At 63.1% G+C, this 16,549-nt stretch carries 14 protein-coding genes and 1 other RNA gene; 2 read left to right on the plus strand and 13 right to left on the minus strand.

What is annotated here, in order from left to right:
• Positions 1-92: 92 nt before the first annotated feature.
• From murC to rsmI, 13 genes are all read right to left on the minus strand, one after another.
• Complete coding sequence (gene murC, locus AHA_RS19620) at positions 93-1,547, minus strand: UDP-N-acetylmuramate--L-alanine ligase (protein WP_010635950.1); 1,455 nt, start codon at positions 1,545-1,547, stop codon at positions 93-95.
• The gene (gene murG / locus AHA_RS19625) at positions 1,544-2,629 is read right to left on the minus strand and encodes an undecaprenyldiphospho-muramoylpentapeptide beta-N-acetylglucosaminyltransferase (protein ID WP_011707580.1); all 1,086 of its coding nucleotides are present in this window, start codon (positions 2,627-2,629) and stop codon (positions 1,544-1,546) included. Before murG ends, murC begins: the two co-directional genes overlap by 4 nt.
• A complete protein-coding gene (gene ftsW / locus AHA_RS19630; protein WP_016352178.1) occupies positions 2,629-3,810 on the minus strand; it encodes a cell division protein FtsW in 1,182 nt (393 codons plus the stop codon). Before ftsW ends, murG begins: the two co-directional genes overlap by 1 nt.
• Complete coding sequence (gene murD / locus AHA_RS19635; RefSeq protein ID WP_011707582.1) at positions 3,807-5,090, minus strand: UDP-N-acetylmuramoyl-L-alanine--D-glutamate ligase; 1,284 nt, start codon at positions 5,088-5,090, stop codon at positions 3,807-3,809. Before murD ends, ftsW begins: the two co-directional genes overlap by 4 nt.
• 3 nt (positions 5,091-5,093) lie before the next feature.
• On the minus strand, positions 5,094-6,176 hold the full coding sequence (gene mraY, locus AHA_RS19640; protein ID WP_011707583.1) for a phospho-N-acetylmuramoyl-pentapeptide-transferase: 1,083 nt from the start codon (positions 6,174-6,176) through the stop codon (positions 5,094-5,096).
• The gene (murF, locus tag AHA_RS19645) at positions 6,170-7,525 is read right to left on the minus strand and encodes a UDP-N-acetylmuramoyl-tripeptide--D-alanyl-D-alanine ligase (protein WP_011707584.1); all 1,356 of its coding nucleotides are present in this window, start codon (positions 7,523-7,525) and stop codon (positions 6,170-6,172) included. The genes mraY and murF overlap by 7 nt, the downstream gene beginning before the upstream one ends.
• Positions 7,522-9,006, minus strand: coding sequence for a UDP-N-acetylmuramoyl-L-alanyl-D-glutamate--2,6-diaminopimelate ligase (gene murE, locus AHA_RS19650; RefSeq protein ID WP_011707585.1), 1,485 nt, complete (start codon positions 9,004-9,006; stop codon positions 7,522-7,524). Before murE ends, murF begins: the two co-directional genes overlap by 4 nt.
• Positions 8,987-10,741, minus strand: a complete 1,755-nt coding sequence (locus tag AHA_RS19655) for a peptidoglycan glycosyltransferase FtsI (protein WP_011707586.1) — start codon at positions 10,739-10,741, stop codon at positions 8,987-8,989. Before AHA_RS19655 ends, murE begins: the two co-directional genes overlap by 20 nt.
• A complete protein-coding gene (ftsL, locus tag AHA_RS19660) occupies positions 10,738-11,052 on the minus strand; it encodes a cell division protein FtsL (protein WP_005305726.1) in 315 nt (104 codons plus the stop codon). The genes AHA_RS19655 and ftsL overlap by 4 nt, the downstream gene beginning before the upstream one ends.
• Before the next feature lie 3 nt (positions 11,053-11,055).
• Positions 11,056-11,994, minus strand: a complete 939-nt coding sequence (rsmH, locus tag AHA_RS19665; protein ID WP_011707587.1) for a 16S rRNA (cytosine(1402)-N(4))-methyltransferase RsmH — start codon at positions 11,992-11,994, stop codon at positions 11,056-11,058.
• On the minus strand, positions 11,995-12,453 hold the full coding sequence (gene mraZ / locus AHA_RS19670) for a division/cell wall cluster transcriptional repressor MraZ (RefSeq protein ID WP_005305730.1): 459 nt from the start codon (positions 12,451-12,453) through the stop codon (positions 11,995-11,997).
• A 450-nt stretch (positions 12,454-12,903) separates the two neighbouring features.
• Positions 12,904-13,290, minus strand: an RNA gene (gene rnpB, locus AHA_RS19675) — RNase P RNA component class A.
• Positions 13,291-13,415: 125 nt separating this feature from the next.
• Positions 13,416-14,249, minus strand: a complete 834-nt coding sequence (rsmI, locus tag AHA_RS19680) for a 16S rRNA (cytidine(1402)-2'-O)-methyltransferase (RefSeq protein ID WP_011707588.1) — start codon at positions 14,247-14,249, stop codon at positions 13,416-13,418.
• Between the two features lie 199 nt (positions 14,250-14,448).
• Between rsmI and AHA_RS19685 the strand changes: the two genes are divergently transcribed.
• Together AHA_RS19685 and AHA_RS19690 are read left to right on the plus strand one after the other, a co-directional pair.
• Positions 14,449-16,236, plus strand: a complete 1,788-nt coding sequence (locus AHA_RS19685) for a penicillin-binding protein activator (RefSeq protein WP_077392298.1) — start codon at positions 14,449-14,451, stop codon at positions 16,234-16,236.
• Positions 16,157-16,549 carry a YraN family protein gene (locus AHA_RS19690; RefSeq protein ID WP_011707590.1) on the plus strand — a complete coding sequence of 131 codons (393 nt, stop codon included), beginning with the start codon at positions 16,157-16,159 and terminating at the stop codon, positions 16,547-16,549. Before AHA_RS19685 ends, AHA_RS19690 begins: the two co-directional genes overlap by 80 nt.

Genomic DNA, 16,549 nt, shown 5'->3' on the forward strand with positions numbered 1-16,549 from the left:
CGATCCCCGTTTAACGCGCCATGCCGGCCCTTTGCAGACCGGTTCGCCATTATATAGGCCCCGGCTTGGCGGTCAAAATACTCATTGGGCCCTCAGGCGCCGGATTTCATGCTCTCGATGCTCAATTTCATCTCGCCGAGACGGCGAGCCAGTGCGCCGACGTTCCCTGCCCCCTGGGTCAGTACCAGATCGCCCTCACCCACCAGCCCGGCCAGCACCGCCGGCACATCGTCCGGCGTCGCGACAAAGATGGGCTCCAGACTGCCACGTGAGCGGATGGAGCGGCACAGGGCGCGGCCATCGGCGCCCGGAATGGGCTCTTCACCGGCGGCATAGACCTCCAGCATCACCAGCACGTCCACCTTGGAGAGCACATCCGCGAAGTCTTCGTAGAGATCGCGGGTGCGGGTGTAGCGGTGCGGCTGGAACACCATCACCAACCGCTTCTCGGGCCAGCCGGCGCGAGCCGCGTTGATGGTGACCTTGACCTCGCTCGGGTGGTGACCGTAGTCGTCCACCAGCATGGCCTTGCCGCGACCTGTCTCGAACTCGCCATATTGCTGGAAGCGGCGACCCACCCCTTCAAACTTGGCCAGCGCCCGGATGATGGCATCATCGCCGATCCCGTCCTCGGTGGCGACCGCAATCGCCGCGGCGGCATTGAGCGCGTTGTGGATGCCGGGCAGATTGAGGGTCACCTCCAGCTCGCCGGCATCTTTGCGGCGCACCCGGAAGCGACTGCGGTTGCTGGTCTGCACGAAGTCCAGCACCTGCACGTCGGCATCATCGCTCAGGCCGTAGGTGATGGTGGGACGGGCGATCTCCGGCAGCATGCCGCGGATCACCGGGTCATCCACGCACACCACGGCCAGCCCGTAGAACGGCAGGTTGTGCAGGAAGTCGATGAAAGTGGCCTTCAGCTTGGAGAAGTCGCCACCATAGGTGTCCATGTGATCCGCTTCGATGTTGGTCACGATGGAGACCATCGGCTGCAGATGCAGGAAGGAGGCGTCACTCTCGTCCGCCTCGGCAATCAGATAGCGGCTGCTGCCCAGGCGGGCATTGGTGCCGGCGCTGTTGAGCAAACCACCGATGACGAAGGTCGGATCCCGGTCCGCTTCGGCATAGATGCTCGCCACCAGGCTGGTGGTGGTGGTCTTGCCGTGAGTGCCGGCGATGGCGATGCCATGGCGGAAGCGCATCAGCTCGGCCAGCATCTCGGCGCGGCGCACCACGGGGATGCGCAGCTCGCGGGCGGCCAGCAGCTCGGGGTTGTCCTGCTTGATGGCGGTGGAGACCACCACCACGCTCGCCTCGTTCACATGCTCGGCACTGTGGCCGACGAAGATGTGGGCGCCAAGGGACTCGAGTCGCTCGGTCACCGCATTGCGGGCCAGATCCGAGCCGGTTACCTGATACCCTTCGTTGGCAAGCACTTCGGCGATACCGCCCATCCCGGCACCACCGATGCCGATGAAGTGGATGCGACGCACGCGGCGCATTTCAGGGATAACGGTACGCAGTTTTGCCAGTTCAACCTTGGTCATAGTTCTCTCTCAATCTGCCCGGTCGCCAGGCGTTTGCACTCGTCAGCAACCCGCTCGGCGGCATCGGTAATGGCCACGCGACGGGCGGCCTGGGCCATGTTCAATAGGGTTTCCCTGCGCCCGGCAAGCCAGGAGAGACGGGCAGCCAGCGAGGCCGTCGTCAGCTCGGATTGGGGCAGGAATTCAGCCGCACCGCCATCGACCAGGGTCAGGGCGTTGCGGGTCTGGTGATCATCCACTGCGTGGGGCAGCGGTACAAAAATGGCGGCGACCCCGGCGGCGGCCACTTCGGAGACGGTCAGCGCCCCCGCCCGGCACACCACCAGATCGGCCCAGGCATAGGCACCGGCCATGTCCTTGATAAATTCGCTCACCTCGGCCGCAACACCCTGCTTGGCGTAGGCTTCAGCCACGGCATCCCGATTGCCCTTGCCGCACTGGTGACGCACCTCGATGGGCACGCCGGCCGCCGCCACCGCTGGCGGCACCTGTTCGTTGAGCACCCGGGCCCCCAGGCTGCCACCGACGATCAGCAGCCGCAGTGGTTCTGCCCCGCTGCGCAGCTGGGGATCCGGCAGCGCCACCACTTCGGGGCGTACCGGGTTGCCCACCACGGCAGTGCGACGGCTCGGCGCGAAGGCGCCCGGAAATGCCATCAGCACCCGTTTGGCGAGGCGAGCCAGCAACTTGTTGGTCAGGCCTGCCGCGGCATTCTGCTCGTGCAGCAACAGCGGGATACCGGACAGCCAGGCCGCCACGCCACCCGGGCCGGAGGCAAAGCCGCCCATGCCGAGCACCACGTCGGGACGAATGGTCTTGAGCACCCGCCGCGCCTGCAACACGGACTTGACGATGCGATAAGGCGCGACCAGCAGACGCTTGATGCCGTTGCCACGCACCCCCTGGATATCGATGAAGGAGATGGGGTAACCATGGGCAGGCACCAGCTCGGCCTCCATCCGGTCGGCGGTGCCGAGCCAGTGAATGGTCCAGCCCTGGGCCTTGAGGCGATCAGCCACGGCCAAGCCGGGGAACACATGGCCCCCGGTACCGCCTGCCATCACCAACAGCGTCTTGCTCACTAAACCTCCCGCACGCGCGCCTGGGCACTGGCCTGGCGCAACTCGAAATCGATACGAATCAACATGCTCACCGCCACCATCATGATGATGAGGCTCGAACCACCATAACTGACCAGCGGCAGGGTCAGCCCCTTGGTCGGCATCATGCCGCTGGCAGCCCCCACGTTGACGAAGGTCTGGAAGCTGAACCAGATGCCGATGCCGATGGCCAGATAACCTTCATACAGTCGCTCAGCCACCAGCGCCTGGTGCCCCAGCTTGAGCGCCTTGATTGCCAGCGCAAAGATGAGAAACAGCGCGCCCAGCACGCCCACATAGCCCAGCTCTTCACCCAGGATGGCGAACACGAAGTCGGTGTGCGCCTCCGGCAGGTACTCCATCTTCTGGATGGAGTTGCCAAGCCCCTCGCCAAACCAGCTGCCACGGCCGAAGGCCATCAGCGACTGGGTCAGCTGGTAGCCGCTGCCGAACGGATCAGCCCAGGGGTCGAGGAAAGAGGTCACCCGCCGCATCCGGTACGGCTCGGCGATGATCAGGGTCACCACGGCGCTCACCCCCACCAGGATGAGACCGATGAACTGCACCAGGCGGGCGCCGGCCAGGAACAGCATGCCGAGCGAGGTGACGAACATCACCACCACCGAGCCCAGATCGGGCTGGGCCAGCAGCAGGATGGCCACTACGAACAACACCGCCATCGGCTTCATGAAACCGATGAAACGCTCGCGTACCTCGCTCTGACGGCGCACCAGATAGCCCGCCAGATAGACGAACAGCGCCAGCTTGCCGAACTCGGCCGGCTGCAGGTTGAACGGACCCAGCGGCAACCAGCGAACCGAGCCGTTGACGCTGCGGCCCACCAGCAACACCAGCACCAGCATGACGATGGCCAGCAGCAGCATGGGGCCGTTGTAGTGCTGCCAGCGCGCCATCGGCACCTGCAGCACGAACCAGGAGATGCCGAGCGCCATCAGCAGAAACAGGCCGTGACGCTTCACGAACATGAAGGGATCGTTGTTGATGGCGATCCCCTCCGGGATCGAGGCGGAGGCGACGATCACCAGACCCACCGCCATCAGCGCCAGCGCCAGCACGACCAGCTGCCGGTCATAGAGACCGGCAGGGCGCGCCGGCAACAGCCAGCGCTGCAAGAAGCCTGCGACTGCGCGAAGGGCGTTCATAACTTCTGTACCAGCTCGGTGAAACGATCACCGCGCGCTTCGAAAGACTTGAATTGGTCCAGGCTGGCGCAGGCCGGCGCCAGCAGCACCCAGTCGCCGGGTCTGGCATCGGCGGCCGCCTTGGCGACCGCGGCATCCAGATCCGCCACCCGCTCGGTCTGCTCGCCCAGCGCCAGCAGCACCTCGGCATCCTGGCCGAAACAGTACATGTGATCGATCTGGCTGCCGAGCAGCGCCTGCACCGGGCCGAAATCCTGGCCCTTGCCCTGGCCACCGGCCAGCAGCAGCAGACGGCCCTTCACCGACTCGCGCACCCCGGCCACGGCAGCCAGGGTCGCCCCCACGTTGGTGGCCTTGGAGTCGTTGATCCAGCGCACCCCATTCACCTCCCGCACGAAGCGGGCACGGTGGGGCAGCCCCTCGAAACGGCGCAGTACTCGCAACTGCGGCTCGCGCGGGATGCCGACCGCATCGCACAGGGCCATGGCGGCCAGCGCGTTGGCCTGGTTGTGGGCGCCGACGATCTTCATCTCGTCCACCGCCAGCAACGGCTCGCCGTGCAGGGTCAGCCAGTGACGGCCATCCAGCTCGCAGCGGCCATAGCCGTTGCAGTCAAGGCCGAAGCTCTGCCACACCTGACCCACGTCGGGCAGGGTCTGGGCATCGTCGCGATTGATCAGGATGTGCTGGGAGTGCTGATGGATCTCCATCTTGGCGGCGCGATAGTCGGCCATGCCCTGATAGCGATCCATATGATCTTCGGAGAGGTTCAATACCACGGAGGCGGCGGCGCGCAGGCTGTGGGTGGTCTCCAGCTGGAAGCTGGAGAGCTCCAGCACGCAGAGATCCATCGGCTGCTTGAGCAGCTCGAGCGCCGGCGTGCCGATGTTGCCACCCACCCCGACCTTGAGGCCGGCTTCGGCGATCATCTCGCCCACCAGGGTGGTGACCGTGCTCTTGCCGTTGGAGCCGGTGATGGCGATCACCGGCACCTGGGCCTCGCGCACGAACAGCTCGATGTCGCCGACGATGCGCACCCCGAACTCGGCGGCGGCTTGCAGTTCGGGCGTTGCCAGGGCAATGCCCGGGCTCGCCACTATCATGTGCGCCTGCTTGAGCAGCTCGCCGTCCAGCCCGTGGATGAGTTCCACCTCGGCAGGCAGTTGATCTTTGCCGGGCGGGTTGGCGCGGGTGTCCATCACCAACGGCGTCACGCCACGGCCGATGAAGTAGTCGACGCAGGAGAGTCCGGTTTTGCCGAGTCCGATGATGATGACCATGGCTTACCTCACCTTCAAGGTGGCGAGGCCGAGCAGCACCAGCATGAGCGTGATGATCCAGAAGCGCACGATGACGCGCGGCTCCGGCCAGCCCTTCTTCTCATAGTGGTGATGGATCGGAGCCATGCGGAAGATGCGCACGCCGCGCAGCTTGTAGGACCCCACCTGCAGGATCACCGAGACGGTCTCCATCACGAAGACGCCGCCCATGATCACCAGCAGAAACTCCTGACGCACCAGCACGGCGATGGTGCCGAGCGCGCCACCCAGTGCCAGGGAGCCCACGTCCCCCATGAACACCTGGGCCGGATAGGTGTTGAACCAGAGAAAACCCAGACCCGCCCCGACGATGGCGGTACAGACGATCACCAGCTCGGAGGTATAGGGCACATAGGGAATATGCAGGTAGTTGGCGAAATTGACGTTGCCGGTGGCCCAGGCGATGAAGGCGAAGCCCCCCGCCACCATCACGGTCGGCATGATGGCCAGACCATCCAGACCATCCGTGAGATTGACCGCGTTGGAGGTGCCGACGATGACGAAGTAGGTCAGTACGATGAACATCAGCCCGAGTTGCGGCATCACGTCCTTGAGGAAGGGCACCACCAGCTGGGTCTGACCGTCGTGAGTGGCGGTGGCGTAAAGGAACACGGCCACCCCCAGCGCAACGGCGGATTGCCAGAAATATTTCCAGCGGGCGATCAGGCCGTCGGTGTTCTTGCGCACCACCTTGAGGTAGTCATCGGCGAAACCGATGGCGCCATAGGCTCCCAGTACGAACAGCACCAGCCAGACATAGGGGTTGTCGAGGCGGCACCAGAGCAGCACCGAGATGAAGATGGCGGCGATGATCATCAGGCCACCCATGGTCGGGGTGCCTTTCTTGCTCAGGTGCGACTCGGGACCGTCATTGCGGATCACCTGGCCGAATTTGAGGATCTGCAGGCGACGGATGAGACGCGGCCCCATCCAGAGCGCCACCACCAGGCCGGTGATGATCGACAGGATGGCGCGAAACGTCAGGTAGGAGAAGACGTTGAAGAAGGTGAAGTGCGGGGTGAGCAGTTCCGCCAGCCAGACTAGCATGTGGCTGACTCCTGACGGTCTTTGACCATCTCGACGATATCTTCCATGCGGGAGCCGCGGGCACCCTTGACCAGGATGGCGATTTCTTGATGTGTATTTATCATTTGCGCAAGCACTTCAAACAACGACGCCTTGTTATCGAAATGTCGGCCAGCCGCGGCATCTGCGGTGTGGCGACTCTGTTCCCCTACGGTCAGCACGGCATCGAGGCCGCGCTCGCTGGCGTGGCGTCCGACCCGGGCGTGCTGCTCGGCGGACTCCTCACCCAACTCCTTCATGTCACCGAACACCAGCACCTTGTAGCCACTCATGGCGGTCAGGGCATCGATGCCCGCCAGCACGGACTCCACGCTGGCGTTGTAGGTGTCGTCCACCAGGGTGAGACCACCCCAGCGCTGGACGCAGAAACGGCCCTTGACCGGTGCCATCAGCTCGAGCCCGGCCTTGACCGAGGCGAGCGAGGCGCCGAGCGCCAGCGTGCCAGCGGCGGCGGCCAGGGCGTTCGCCACGTTATGGCGGCCCGGAATGGCCAGGGTCAGGCTTATTTCACCCTGCGGGGTCACCATGACAAACTCGGCACAACCCTGCTGGTTGATCACCACGTTTCTGGCGTGGAACGGCTGACGCTGATCCTCGATGGAGAAGGCGCAGTGGATCCCGCGGGCCTGCCACTTTGGCCAGAATTCGTTGTCGGCATTGACGATGGCGGTTCCGCCCTCGCCCAGCCCCTCGAAGATTTCGCTCTTGGCGTGAAACACCCCTTCCAGCGAGCCGAAGCCCTCCAGGTGGGCGGCCGCCACGTTGTTGATGATGGCGGCATCGGGTTTGGCCAACGAGGTAGTCCAGGCGATCTCGCCCGGGTGGTTGGCCCCCAGCTCCATCACCGCAAACCGGTGTTGCGGCTCGAGGCGCAGCAGGGTCAGCGGCACCCCCACTTCGTTGTTGAAGTTGCCGGCGGTGGCCAGCACGTCCCCTTCCTGACGCAGGATGGCGGTCGCCATCTCCTTCACAGTGGTCTTGCCACAGCTGCCGGTGATGGCCAGCACTTTCGGGTTGATCCGCTCGCGCACCAACCGACCGAGGCGACCCAGTCCCTTGAGACTGTCGGTCACCACCAGCTGGGGGATCGCCAACGGCAGTTCACGCTCGACCAGAAGGGCCGATGCTCCGGCGGCCACGGCCTGCTCGCAGAAATCGTGGGCATCGAAACGCTCGCCGCGCAGCGCAACAAACAGCGCGCCTGCGCCCAGGGTACGGGTGTCGGTGCTGACAGCCGTGATCGCTCCGTCTTCACCAATCAGACGGGCATCGAGTACCTGCGCCAGCTCGGCAAGCCTGAGGGTCATCATGCGAATGACTCCAATAATGTGTGCAAGGCGGCCGCAACGGTTTCCCGGTCGCTGTAGTGCCGCTTGTCGGTTCCAATGATCTGATAATCCTCATGACCCTTACCGGCCACCAGGATGATGTCCTGTTTGCTCGCCTGGCTCAGTGCCAGCTCGATTGCCTTGGTCCTGTCGTGCTCGATCTGCACGGCGCCGGGATCGCGAAGACCCGCCACCATGTCGGCCATGATCCGGGCCGGCTCCTCGGTACGGGGATTGTCATCGGTCAGGATCACGCGATCCGCATGCAGCTCGGCCATGGCGGCCATCATGGGCCGCTTGCCGCGATCCCTGTCGCCACCACAACCCACCAGACACCAGAGCCGTCCTTCACAGTGCACCCGCAGGGCCTGCAAGGCCTTCTCCAGCGCATCCGGCGTGTGGGCATAATCGACCACGGCGAGCGGCGCCTTGCCGCCACCGAAGCACTCCATGCGGCCGGTTACCGGCTGCAGTTGCGGCGCGCTGGCCAGCAGCTCGTCGAAGTCATAACCGAGCACCAGCATGGCGCCCATCGCGGCCAGCACGTTGCTGACGTTGAAGCGCCCGAGCAAGGGGGCGGATAATACACCATTCCCCCAGCTGGAGTTAATCTGCGTGCGAAAACCTTGCTGGTGGAAATGGGGATCCTGCGCCGTCAGCTGTCGCCCCGGGTGACCGGCCACCGGGCCGTGCACGCTGAACGCCACGGCAGCCGGATAGGCAGCCAGCCACTGGCGGCCCAACCGGTCGTCGGCATTGAGCACGGCGCAGGGTTCGGCCACCAGTTTCAGCAGCTCTTCCTTGGCGGCGCCGTAGGCCTCCATGGTGCCGTGATAGTCCAGATGATCCCGGCTCAGGTTGGTGAATACGGCGGCAGCAAACGGCAGGGCCGCGACGCGATGCTGTACCAGGCCGTGGCTGGACACCTCCATCGCCACCAGATCCGCCCCCTGCGCTTGCAGAGCGGCCAGATTGGCCTGCACCTGCACCGCGCTGCCGGTGGTGTTTTCCGCTTCCACCAGCTCGCCGAACAGGCCGTTGCCGATGGTGCCCATCACCCCGGCCTTGCCCCCCAGCAGGGTGCACCAGTTGGCCACCAGCAGCGCCGTGGTGCTCTTGCCGTTGGTGCCGGTGATGCCCACCAGATCCAGCTTGCTGGCCGGCTGGTCGTAGAAATAGCCGGCCAGCTCGGAGAGCCTGGCTGGCAGATCCGGGATCCCGAGACAAGGCACGCCCAGCGCCGGTGCCACGAATTCACCGTCCTCTTCAAACAGTACGGCGGTCGCTCCCTGAGCCACCGCCTGTTCGATAAACCGTCTGCCATCCACCTGATGCCCGCGAATCGCTACGAAGAGACAACCGGGCCCGACCCGCCGACTGTCCAGCTGGATGTCTGTAAGCGCGAGCGCCGGGGCAGTAATGCCAAAGGGGCGCATCAGTTGATCAAGTGCGCGGGACAACATTGGAAGCCTCCGTACGGGCAAGTTTGGTGGGCACCGCAGGCGGTACCGCGTCGGGACGAATATTGAAGAGCTGCAGTACCCCGCCCATGGCTTCGGCAAACGGCGGTGTCGCAACGGCACCACCGTAGTAGGCGTCACCCTTGGGCTCGTTGATCACCACGACCATGACGAAACGGGGATTGCTGGCCGGGGCGAAACCGGCGAACCAGGCCATGTAGTCCTTGCCGTAACCACCTGCAACCGCGACCTTGGCGGTACCACTCTTGCCGCCGACGCGGTAACCGGGGATCTGTGCTTTGGGAATGGCATTGCTGACCACGTACTCCAGCGCCTGCAACATGGCAGTGGCGTTGTTGTGATCGATGACCTGCTCCCCCTTGGGAGGCTCGGTCACCTTGACGATGGAGAGCGGCACCCGCTTGCCCTTGTTGGCCAAAGTGGCATAGGCGGAGGCCAGCTGCAGCGGGGTGACCCGCAGGCCATAGCCGAACGACAGGGTGGCCCGTTCGATGTCGGACCAGCGCCGGCGCTGGGGCAGCATGCCGCTGCTCTCACCCATCAGGCCGCTGCCGGTATCCATCCCGAAGCCCACCATGCTGAGGGTGTTGATCATCTCCTGCGCCGGCATCCGCAGCGCGATGCGCGACATGCCGATGTTGGAGGAGTAGCGCAGGATGTCGTACAGGTTGGTGGCCTTGTGGATACTCACGTCGCGGATCTGCTTGGCCCCGATGAACAGAGGGCCGCCAGGAATGGTGTCCTTCCAGCTGGTGACGCCGGCCTGCAGGGCGCTGAGCAGGATCAGCGGCTTGACGGTGGAGCCCGGTTCATAGGTATCGGTCACCACCCGGTTGCGCACCCGGAAACTCTGGTACTGACCGCGGTTGTTGGGGTTGTAGGAGGGGGTGTTGACCATGGCGAGCACTTCGCCGGTCTTGACGTCCAGCATCACCATGGAGCCGGAGGTCGCCTTGTTCTCGTCGGTGGCCCGCTTGAGCGCCCGATAGGCAAGTGCCTGCACCCGTTGATCGATGCTCAGTTGCAGGTCGTTGGCGTTCTTGCCCTCTTTGACCAGACCAAGCCGCTCGATGACCCGGCCCTGTCTGTCCTTGCGCACCCGCATCTCGCCAGGGGTTGCAGTCAGCCACTCGTTATAGCTGCGCTCGATCCCCTCGATGCCGCTGCCGTCGATGTTGGTTACCCCCACCAGGTGGGCGCTGATCTCGCCGGTCGGATAGAAACGGCGTGCCTCGGGGCGCAGATAGATGCCACCCAGCTTGAGGCCCTTGATGTATTCCGCCACCGCCGGCGTTACCTGGCGTTGCAGGTAGACGAAGCGCTTGCTCGGGTTGGAGATGCGGTGCTTGAGGGTGTTGATGTCGAGCTTGAGCACGGCGGACAGGGCCAGCCAGGCCCGCTCGTTATGGATGGCGCCAGACTCGTGCACCGTCTTGGGATCGGCCCAGACGGCTTCCACGGGAACCGACACAGCCAGCTGCTCGCCGTTGCGATCGGTGATCATGCCGCGCACCGCCTGAGTGGCGGTGGTACGCAGCGAACGCATGTCCCCTTCCTGACGCAGCCGATCCGGGTCGATCACCTGGATCCAGGCCAGTCGCAGGATCAAGCCGGCAAACGCAATGCCGATGAAGAACACCAGCGTGCGAAAGCGCCACGGATAGAGTGACGGAGCTTTGACCTTGGGTTGGGCCTTGGCGGAAGCCTTGCGTTTCATGGTTGTGTAATTACCTTCTCGGTGGTCACCAGCGGGCGAGCCATCTGCAACTTGTCCATGGCCAGACTCGCCACCCGGGAGTGCTCGGCCAGCGTGCCCTGCTCCAGCAACAGATGCCGCCATTCGATATTGAGCCGATCCTCCTCCGCCATCAGGTCGTTCTGCTTGGCCGTCAGACCGCGGGTCATGTTGGTCACCAGGATCACCGCAAAGGCGGTGATCAGCACGGCGATGGCCAGCACCACCTGCAGCTTGTGCCGCCAGAGATCGCCGAGGATCTCCCTGGCCAGATGAACGCGCACCTCGCTCATGGCTTACTCCGCCAACCGCTGGGCGACCCGCAGCACCGAGCTGCGGGATCGGCTGTTTTCATTGACCTCGTGCTCGGAAGGCTTAAGCGCCTTGCCGACCGACTTCAATTTGCGACCGCCGGCCAGCTGGGCCTCAGTCAACGGAATGCCGTGCGGCACTTCCGGGCCTTTCTCATGCTTGCGAATGAAATGCTTCACCAGCCGATCTTCCAGCGAGTGGAAGCTGATGACGGAGAGACGACCTTCCGGAGCCAGCACTTGCAGGGCGCCGTTGAGCGCTGTCTCGATCTCGTCCAGCTCGCTGTTGATGTAGATGCGGATGGCCTGGAAGCTGCGGGTGGCGGCGTGCTTGCCCTTCTCCTTGCTCGGATTGACGCGGGCAATCATCTCCGCCAGTTGACGAGTGCGCACATAGGGCTCGGTCACCCGATCGTGCACGATGGCGCGGGCGATCTTCTTGGCGAAACGTTCCTCGCCGAAGGTCTTCAGCACCCAAGCGATGTCGTCCACATCGGCGCGAGCCAGCCATTCGGCGGCGCTCTGACCGGAGGTGGGATCCATCCGCATATCGAGCGGACCGTCCTTCATGAAGCTGAAACCGCGCTCGGCATCGTCCAGCTGGGGAGAAGAGACCCCCAGATCCAGCAGGAAACCGTCTACCTTGCCCAGCAGGCCGCGTTCATCCAGATAGGAGGCAATGCCGGAGAAGGGGCCGTGCACGATTTCGAACCGGGGATCCTGAATCTTGGCCGCTTCGGCAATGGCCTGAGGATCCCGGTCGATGGCGATCAGCCGGCCGTTGGGGCCAAGCTGCTGGAGAATGAGACGAGAGTGACCACCCCGGCCAAACGTACCGTCGACGTAGATGCCGTCCGGCTTGATGGCCAGCCCTTCAACGGCTTCGTGCAGCAGCACTGTGATGTGTTCAGCGGCTTGGGTCATTTATAAAGAGAAATCCTGTAGTCGTGGCGAGCTTGCCCAGTCATCTTCGGGCAGACCCTGAATGTCGTCATTGACCTGTTGTTGCCAGCGGGCTTCATCCCACAGCTCAAACTTGTTGAGCTGGCCCACCAGCATGATCTTCTTGTCCAGCCCGGCGTGGCTGCGCAGTGGCTGGCTGAGCAGCAGACGGCCATTGCCGTCCAGCTCGCATTCGGTCGCATGCCCGAGCAACAGCCGCTGCAGGCGGCGCTCAAGGGGATTCATGCTGGAGAGCGTCTTGAGCTTGCGCTCGATCTCTTCCCATTCGTTCAGGGGGTAAAGCAGCAAGCAGGGATGGGCAATATCGATGGTGCAGACCAGCTGGCCCTCGCTTTCGTCGCGCAGCCAATCACGGTACTTGGTCGGAATCGCCAATCGCCCCTTGCTGTCGAGGCTGATGGCATGCGCACCACGCAACAAATTGCAGTCCCTGAAAATGAGTTAAAGGGGGCAAATCGCCCGATAAAAACCACTTTGATCCACTTTTCCCCACCTTGAAGTTTAAGGACGTGCTGAGGGCTTTTCAAGCAAGGATCTCGGGCATGGGGAACATATTGACGCAGCGTTTCAGCAGCGAGGATTAAATGAGTTGATTTTCCACAAGTTATTTGTGTTTACGGCAATCCGATTAATTGCGAAGAATTAAAAGTTCAGCAGGGTGAACCAATAAGCAGCGATATGATCCGCTCAGAGTCACAGGTACCAACATAACTCAGGCATTGTGTATGAGAAAAACGATAACAAACTGATTTATATGCATATTTACTGCTATCTCACTATTCACCAACGCATATATCTCTCGGTACAAGCTGCTATTTTCTCGCCAATAAAAAAGAGCCTCGCGATAAATCGCAAGGCTCTTCAGGAATAGGTCGGAGTCGGCCTGTAAGCCGGGTTCTGTACCGGGTTGCCCCGGGTAGCAATCATTCCTCTAGGCCAGCAATCGCTCGCTGGCTCAAGCAACCTACCCGCCCCCAACGCGGGCCGCGCCAATAGGGGCCTATTTGGTCTTGCTTCGGGTGGAGTTTACCGTGCCACGAACTGTTGCCAGTCGCGCGGTGCGCTCTTACCGCACCCTTTCACCCTTACCTGATCCCTTGCGGGCCATCGGCGGTTTGCTCTCTGTTGCACTGGTCGTAGGCTCACGCCCCCCAGGCGTTACCTGGCACCCTGCCCTATGAAGCCCGGACTTTCCTCCCCTCCGCCCGTCTGTCCCGAGGGACACAACGACGAAGCAGCGATTGCCCAGCCAACTCCGGGCGCGGATTATAGCCTTGTCCGGCACCTCGGGTAAACCTGCAATTGAGTTTTGACCGAGTTAATCGCATTCGGAGCCAGGCCAGACAACGCCAAGGCTGGCCTCCTGCCTGCATTTATCCGCCTCAGTAATGTTCGAGGCCGTACTTGTAGAGCGCGTTCTTCTTGACCCCGTGGATCTCGGCGGTGAGCGCTGCCGCTTTTTTGAGCGGTAGTTCGGCCACCAGCAGCCCAAGAGTACGGATCGCCTCGGCCGGCAATTCCTCCTCCGTTTTATTGGCGCCCGCAACCACCAGCACGATCTCGCCGCGGCAGCGATTTTCGTCCTCGCCCAGCCAGACCAGCATCTCGGAGGCAGGCAGACCGTGGATCGACTCGAAAGTTTTGGTCAGCTCGCGGCACACCACCACCTGGCGTTCACCGAGAATGCGGGCGATCGCTTCCACCGTGTCCTGTACCCGACGCGGGGATTCGTAGAACACCAGTGAACGGGTGTCTTCGATCACCGCCTGCAAACGGTCGTCACGCCCCTTGCTCTTGGCAGGCAAAAAACCTTCGAAGGCAAACCGGTCGGTGGGCAACCCGGCCGCGGAAAGCGCCGTGATGGCAGCACAGGGGCCGGGCAGCGGCACTACCTTGACCCCGGCTTCGCGACAACGGGTGACCAGGTGATAACCAGGGTCGCTGATGAGTGGCGTACCGGCATCGGAGACCAGGGCCACGCTCTTGCCCTCTTTTATCCGGCCGATCAACACATCAGCCTTCTGCTGCTCGTTGTGATCGTGCAGCGCGAAGGTGGGCACCGAGATTTGATAGTGGCTGAGCAGGATGCCGGTATGGCGGGTATCCTCGGCTGCCACCAGATCGACACTGCGTAAAATGTCCAATGCACGCTGGGTAATATCAGCCAGATTGCCGATCGGGGTGGGGACTATGTACAGGGTTGGGATGTCACTCATGGGAGCTCCGAGTGTCCCGACAATTGTGTCGCCATATTGGCCCGTTTACACTATGGAGAATTTCAACACTGGTCGGGGAATGAACTTGAACCGGGTTACAAAGCAGCTAAGTGTATCACGACTCTTCGGCATCCTACTCGCGGCAGTACTGCTTGCCGCCTGTGCGTCGGAGCCCAATCAATCAGCCGGACAATCCGGCATGCCGTCGGCCTTCTCGGATCTGACCAAGAATGCCCAGTGGTATCTGGCGCAGGTGGACCCGGCCAAACCGGCCGAAGCCTTCACCTGGCAGGTGATGGCGGCACGCAGCTATCTGGCGCTCGGCCAGGCCAAACCGGCCGCGGCCCTGTTCCAGCAACTGCAGAAGCAGGGCCAGAGCGCCGAGCAAAAAGCCCAGCTGCAACTGTTGCAGGCTCACCTGCTGCTCGCCCAGGGCAACGCCAACCAGGCGCTGATCCTGCTGGAGGGCAAGCCCGAGGTGGCGCTGGATGCCGATACCCAGAAGGACTGGTATCGCCAGCGGGTGGTGCTGCAACTGGACATCAACAACAAGTTCGGTGCCGCCAAGTCGCTGATCCTGCTGGAGCCCTATCTGGCCCAGAATGAGTTGGCCACCAATCACCAGCAAATCTGGTCACTGCTCAAAAGCATGACCCCCTCCACCCTGCAGGCACTGGAAGAGGCGCCGGCTCCCGACGTGACTACCGGCTGGCTGCGACTGGCGGCGCTGGTGAACGAGTTCGGCGCCCAGCCCAATCAGCTGGCACGCCAGCTCGCTGGCTGGAAGCAGGCCTTCCCGAACCACCCGGCCCAGAAAGACATGCCGGCGGGTCTGGGTGATCTGGCGACCAGCAACATCAATACCCTGCAGCAGATCGCCGTGTTCCTGCCGCTCTCCGGCAATCTGGAGGCTCAGGGCGCCGCCATCCGCAACGGCATGCTGATGTCTTACAAGGAGAATCAGGGCCAGTTCACCCTGAACTTCTACGACACCCAGACCAAGTCGATGGGCGAGCTCTACAAACAGGCGATTCAGGAAGGGGCCAACATGATCATCGGCCCACTGCTCAAAGACCGGGTCGAGGAGCTGCTCAAGTCCAATCCGACCGTGCCGGTACTGGCTCTCAACGAGCTGGACAAGCCGATCGTCAATGACAACACCTTCTACTTCTCCCTCTCCGCCGCCGCCGATGCAGCGCAGGCCGCCCAGTACCTCTACGGTCAGGGCTATCGCAAGCCGCTGCTGATCGCCGCCCAGGGCCGGATCGGCTATGGCAGCATCAAGGCGTTTGAACAGGCTTGGGCCACCGTGAGCCAGGACAAGCCGGTCGTCGCCACCTTCGGCGCTCGCAACGAAGTGCAGGGCATGGTCAAGAACGCCCTGAGCGGTCGCTCCACCGCCCGGGCCGGCGAAGTGGTACAGCTTGCTGACACGGCGCCGCGCAGCATCGACGTGGTCTATGTGGTCGCCAACAGCCTGGAGACCCGGATGATCAAGCCGTATGTGGACATCTCGGTCAATCCGATGGGCAGCCTGCCGATCTACAGCAGCTCGCGCAGCTATGACAGCGCCACCACCGAAGTGGCCTCCGAGCTCAACGGCATGCATATCTCCGACATGCCGCTGCTGCTGGGGGGCTACGAGAAGCAGCGCGAACAGATCGCCCTGCTCTGGCCGCAAACCCAGGGGGATCTGCTGCGCCTATTCGCGCTGGGCTACGATGCCGTGGCGCTGGCAGAAAACCTGCAGCAGATGCGCAAGGTCAATGCCATGCAGCAGCCGGGCATGAGCGGCCAGCTGAGCGTGGATGCCAGCGGCAACATAATGCGGGTACTGGACTGGGCCACCTACCAGAACGGCAAGCTGGTCAGCGACAGTGCCATGCCTCAGCTCGAGGGAGCCCCCCATGAAGGGTCTATTGGCACGGATGCACCAGCAGTGGCAGAACCTGTTCCCGTCAGCACCGAGCAAGGGACAGCACTTTGAACAGCTAGCGGAACGCTGGTTGCAGGCCCGCGGCCTGCAGCCGGTGACCCGCAACTACCGCTGCCGGGGCGGCGAGATCGATCTCATCATGCGCCAGGGGGAGACCCTGGTGTTTGTTGAGGTCCGTTACCGCTCCCAGACCAGCCATGGCGGCGCCGCCGCCTCGGTCACCCGGTGCAAACAGCACAAGATCGTGCTGGCAGCACGCCACTATTTCAAGCAACATGCCATCAACGAGGCCAGCCAGGCCTGCCGATTCGATGTGATCGCGTTCGAGGGCGACCAGCCAGACTGGATCCAGAACGCATTTTAA

The sequence above is a fragment of the Aeromonas hydrophila subsp. hydrophila ATCC 7966 genome, assembly GCF_000014805.1.
GTDB classification, from domain to species: domain Bacteria; phylum Pseudomonadota; class Gammaproteobacteria; order Enterobacterales; family Aeromonadaceae; genus Aeromonas; species Aeromonas hydrophila.

What these genes read in the sequence shown, in the direction of transcription:
- ftsW (WP_016352178.1), bottom strand. Translation starts at nt 3,810, where the DNA reads ATGAACGCCCTTCGCGCAGTCGCAGGCTTCTTGCAGCGCTGGCTGTTG.
- murE (WP_011707585.1), bottom strand. Translation starts at nt 9,006, where the DNA reads ATGTTGTCCCGCGCACTTGATCAACTGATGCGCCCCTTTGGCATTACT.
- rsmI (WP_011707588.1), bottom strand. Translation starts at nt 14,249, where the DNA reads ATGAGTGACATCCCAACCCTGTACATAGTCCCCACCCCGATCGGCAAT.
- AHA_RS19685 (WP_077392298.1), top strand. Translation starts at nt 14,449, where the DNA reads ATGCCGTCGGCCTTCTCGGATCTGACCAAGAATGCCCAGTGGTATCTG.
- rsmH (WP_011707587.1), bottom strand. Translation starts at nt 11,994, where the DNA reads ATGACCCAAGCCGCTGAACACATCACAGTGCTGCTGCACGAAGCCGTT.
- AHA_RS19690 (WP_011707590.1), top strand. Translation starts at nt 16,157, where the DNA reads ATGAAGGGTCTATTGGCACGGATGCACCAGCAGTGGCAGAACCTGTTC.
- murD (WP_011707582.1), bottom strand. Translation starts at nt 5,090, where the DNA reads ATGGTCATCATCATCGGACTCGGCAAAACCGGACTCTCCTGCGTCGAC.
- AHA_RS19655 (WP_011707586.1), bottom strand. Translation starts at nt 10,741, where the DNA reads ATGAAACGCAAGGCTTCCGCCAAGGCCCAACCCAAGGTCAAAGCTCCG.
- mraY (WP_011707583.1), bottom strand. Translation starts at nt 6,176, where the DNA reads ATGCTAGTCTGGCTGGCGGAACTGCTCACCCCGCACTTCACCTTCTTC.
- murC (WP_010635950.1), bottom strand. Translation starts at nt 1,547, where the DNA reads ATGACCAAGGTTGAACTGGCAAAACTGCGTACCGTTATCCCTGAAATG.
- murF (WP_011707584.1), bottom strand. Translation starts at nt 7,525, where the DNA reads ATGATGACCCTCAGGCTTGCCGAGCTGGCGCAGGTACTCGATGCCCGT.
- ftsL (WP_005305726.1), bottom strand. Translation starts at nt 11,052, where the DNA reads ATGAGCGAGGTGCGCGTTCATCTGGCCAGGGAGATCCTCGGCGATCTC.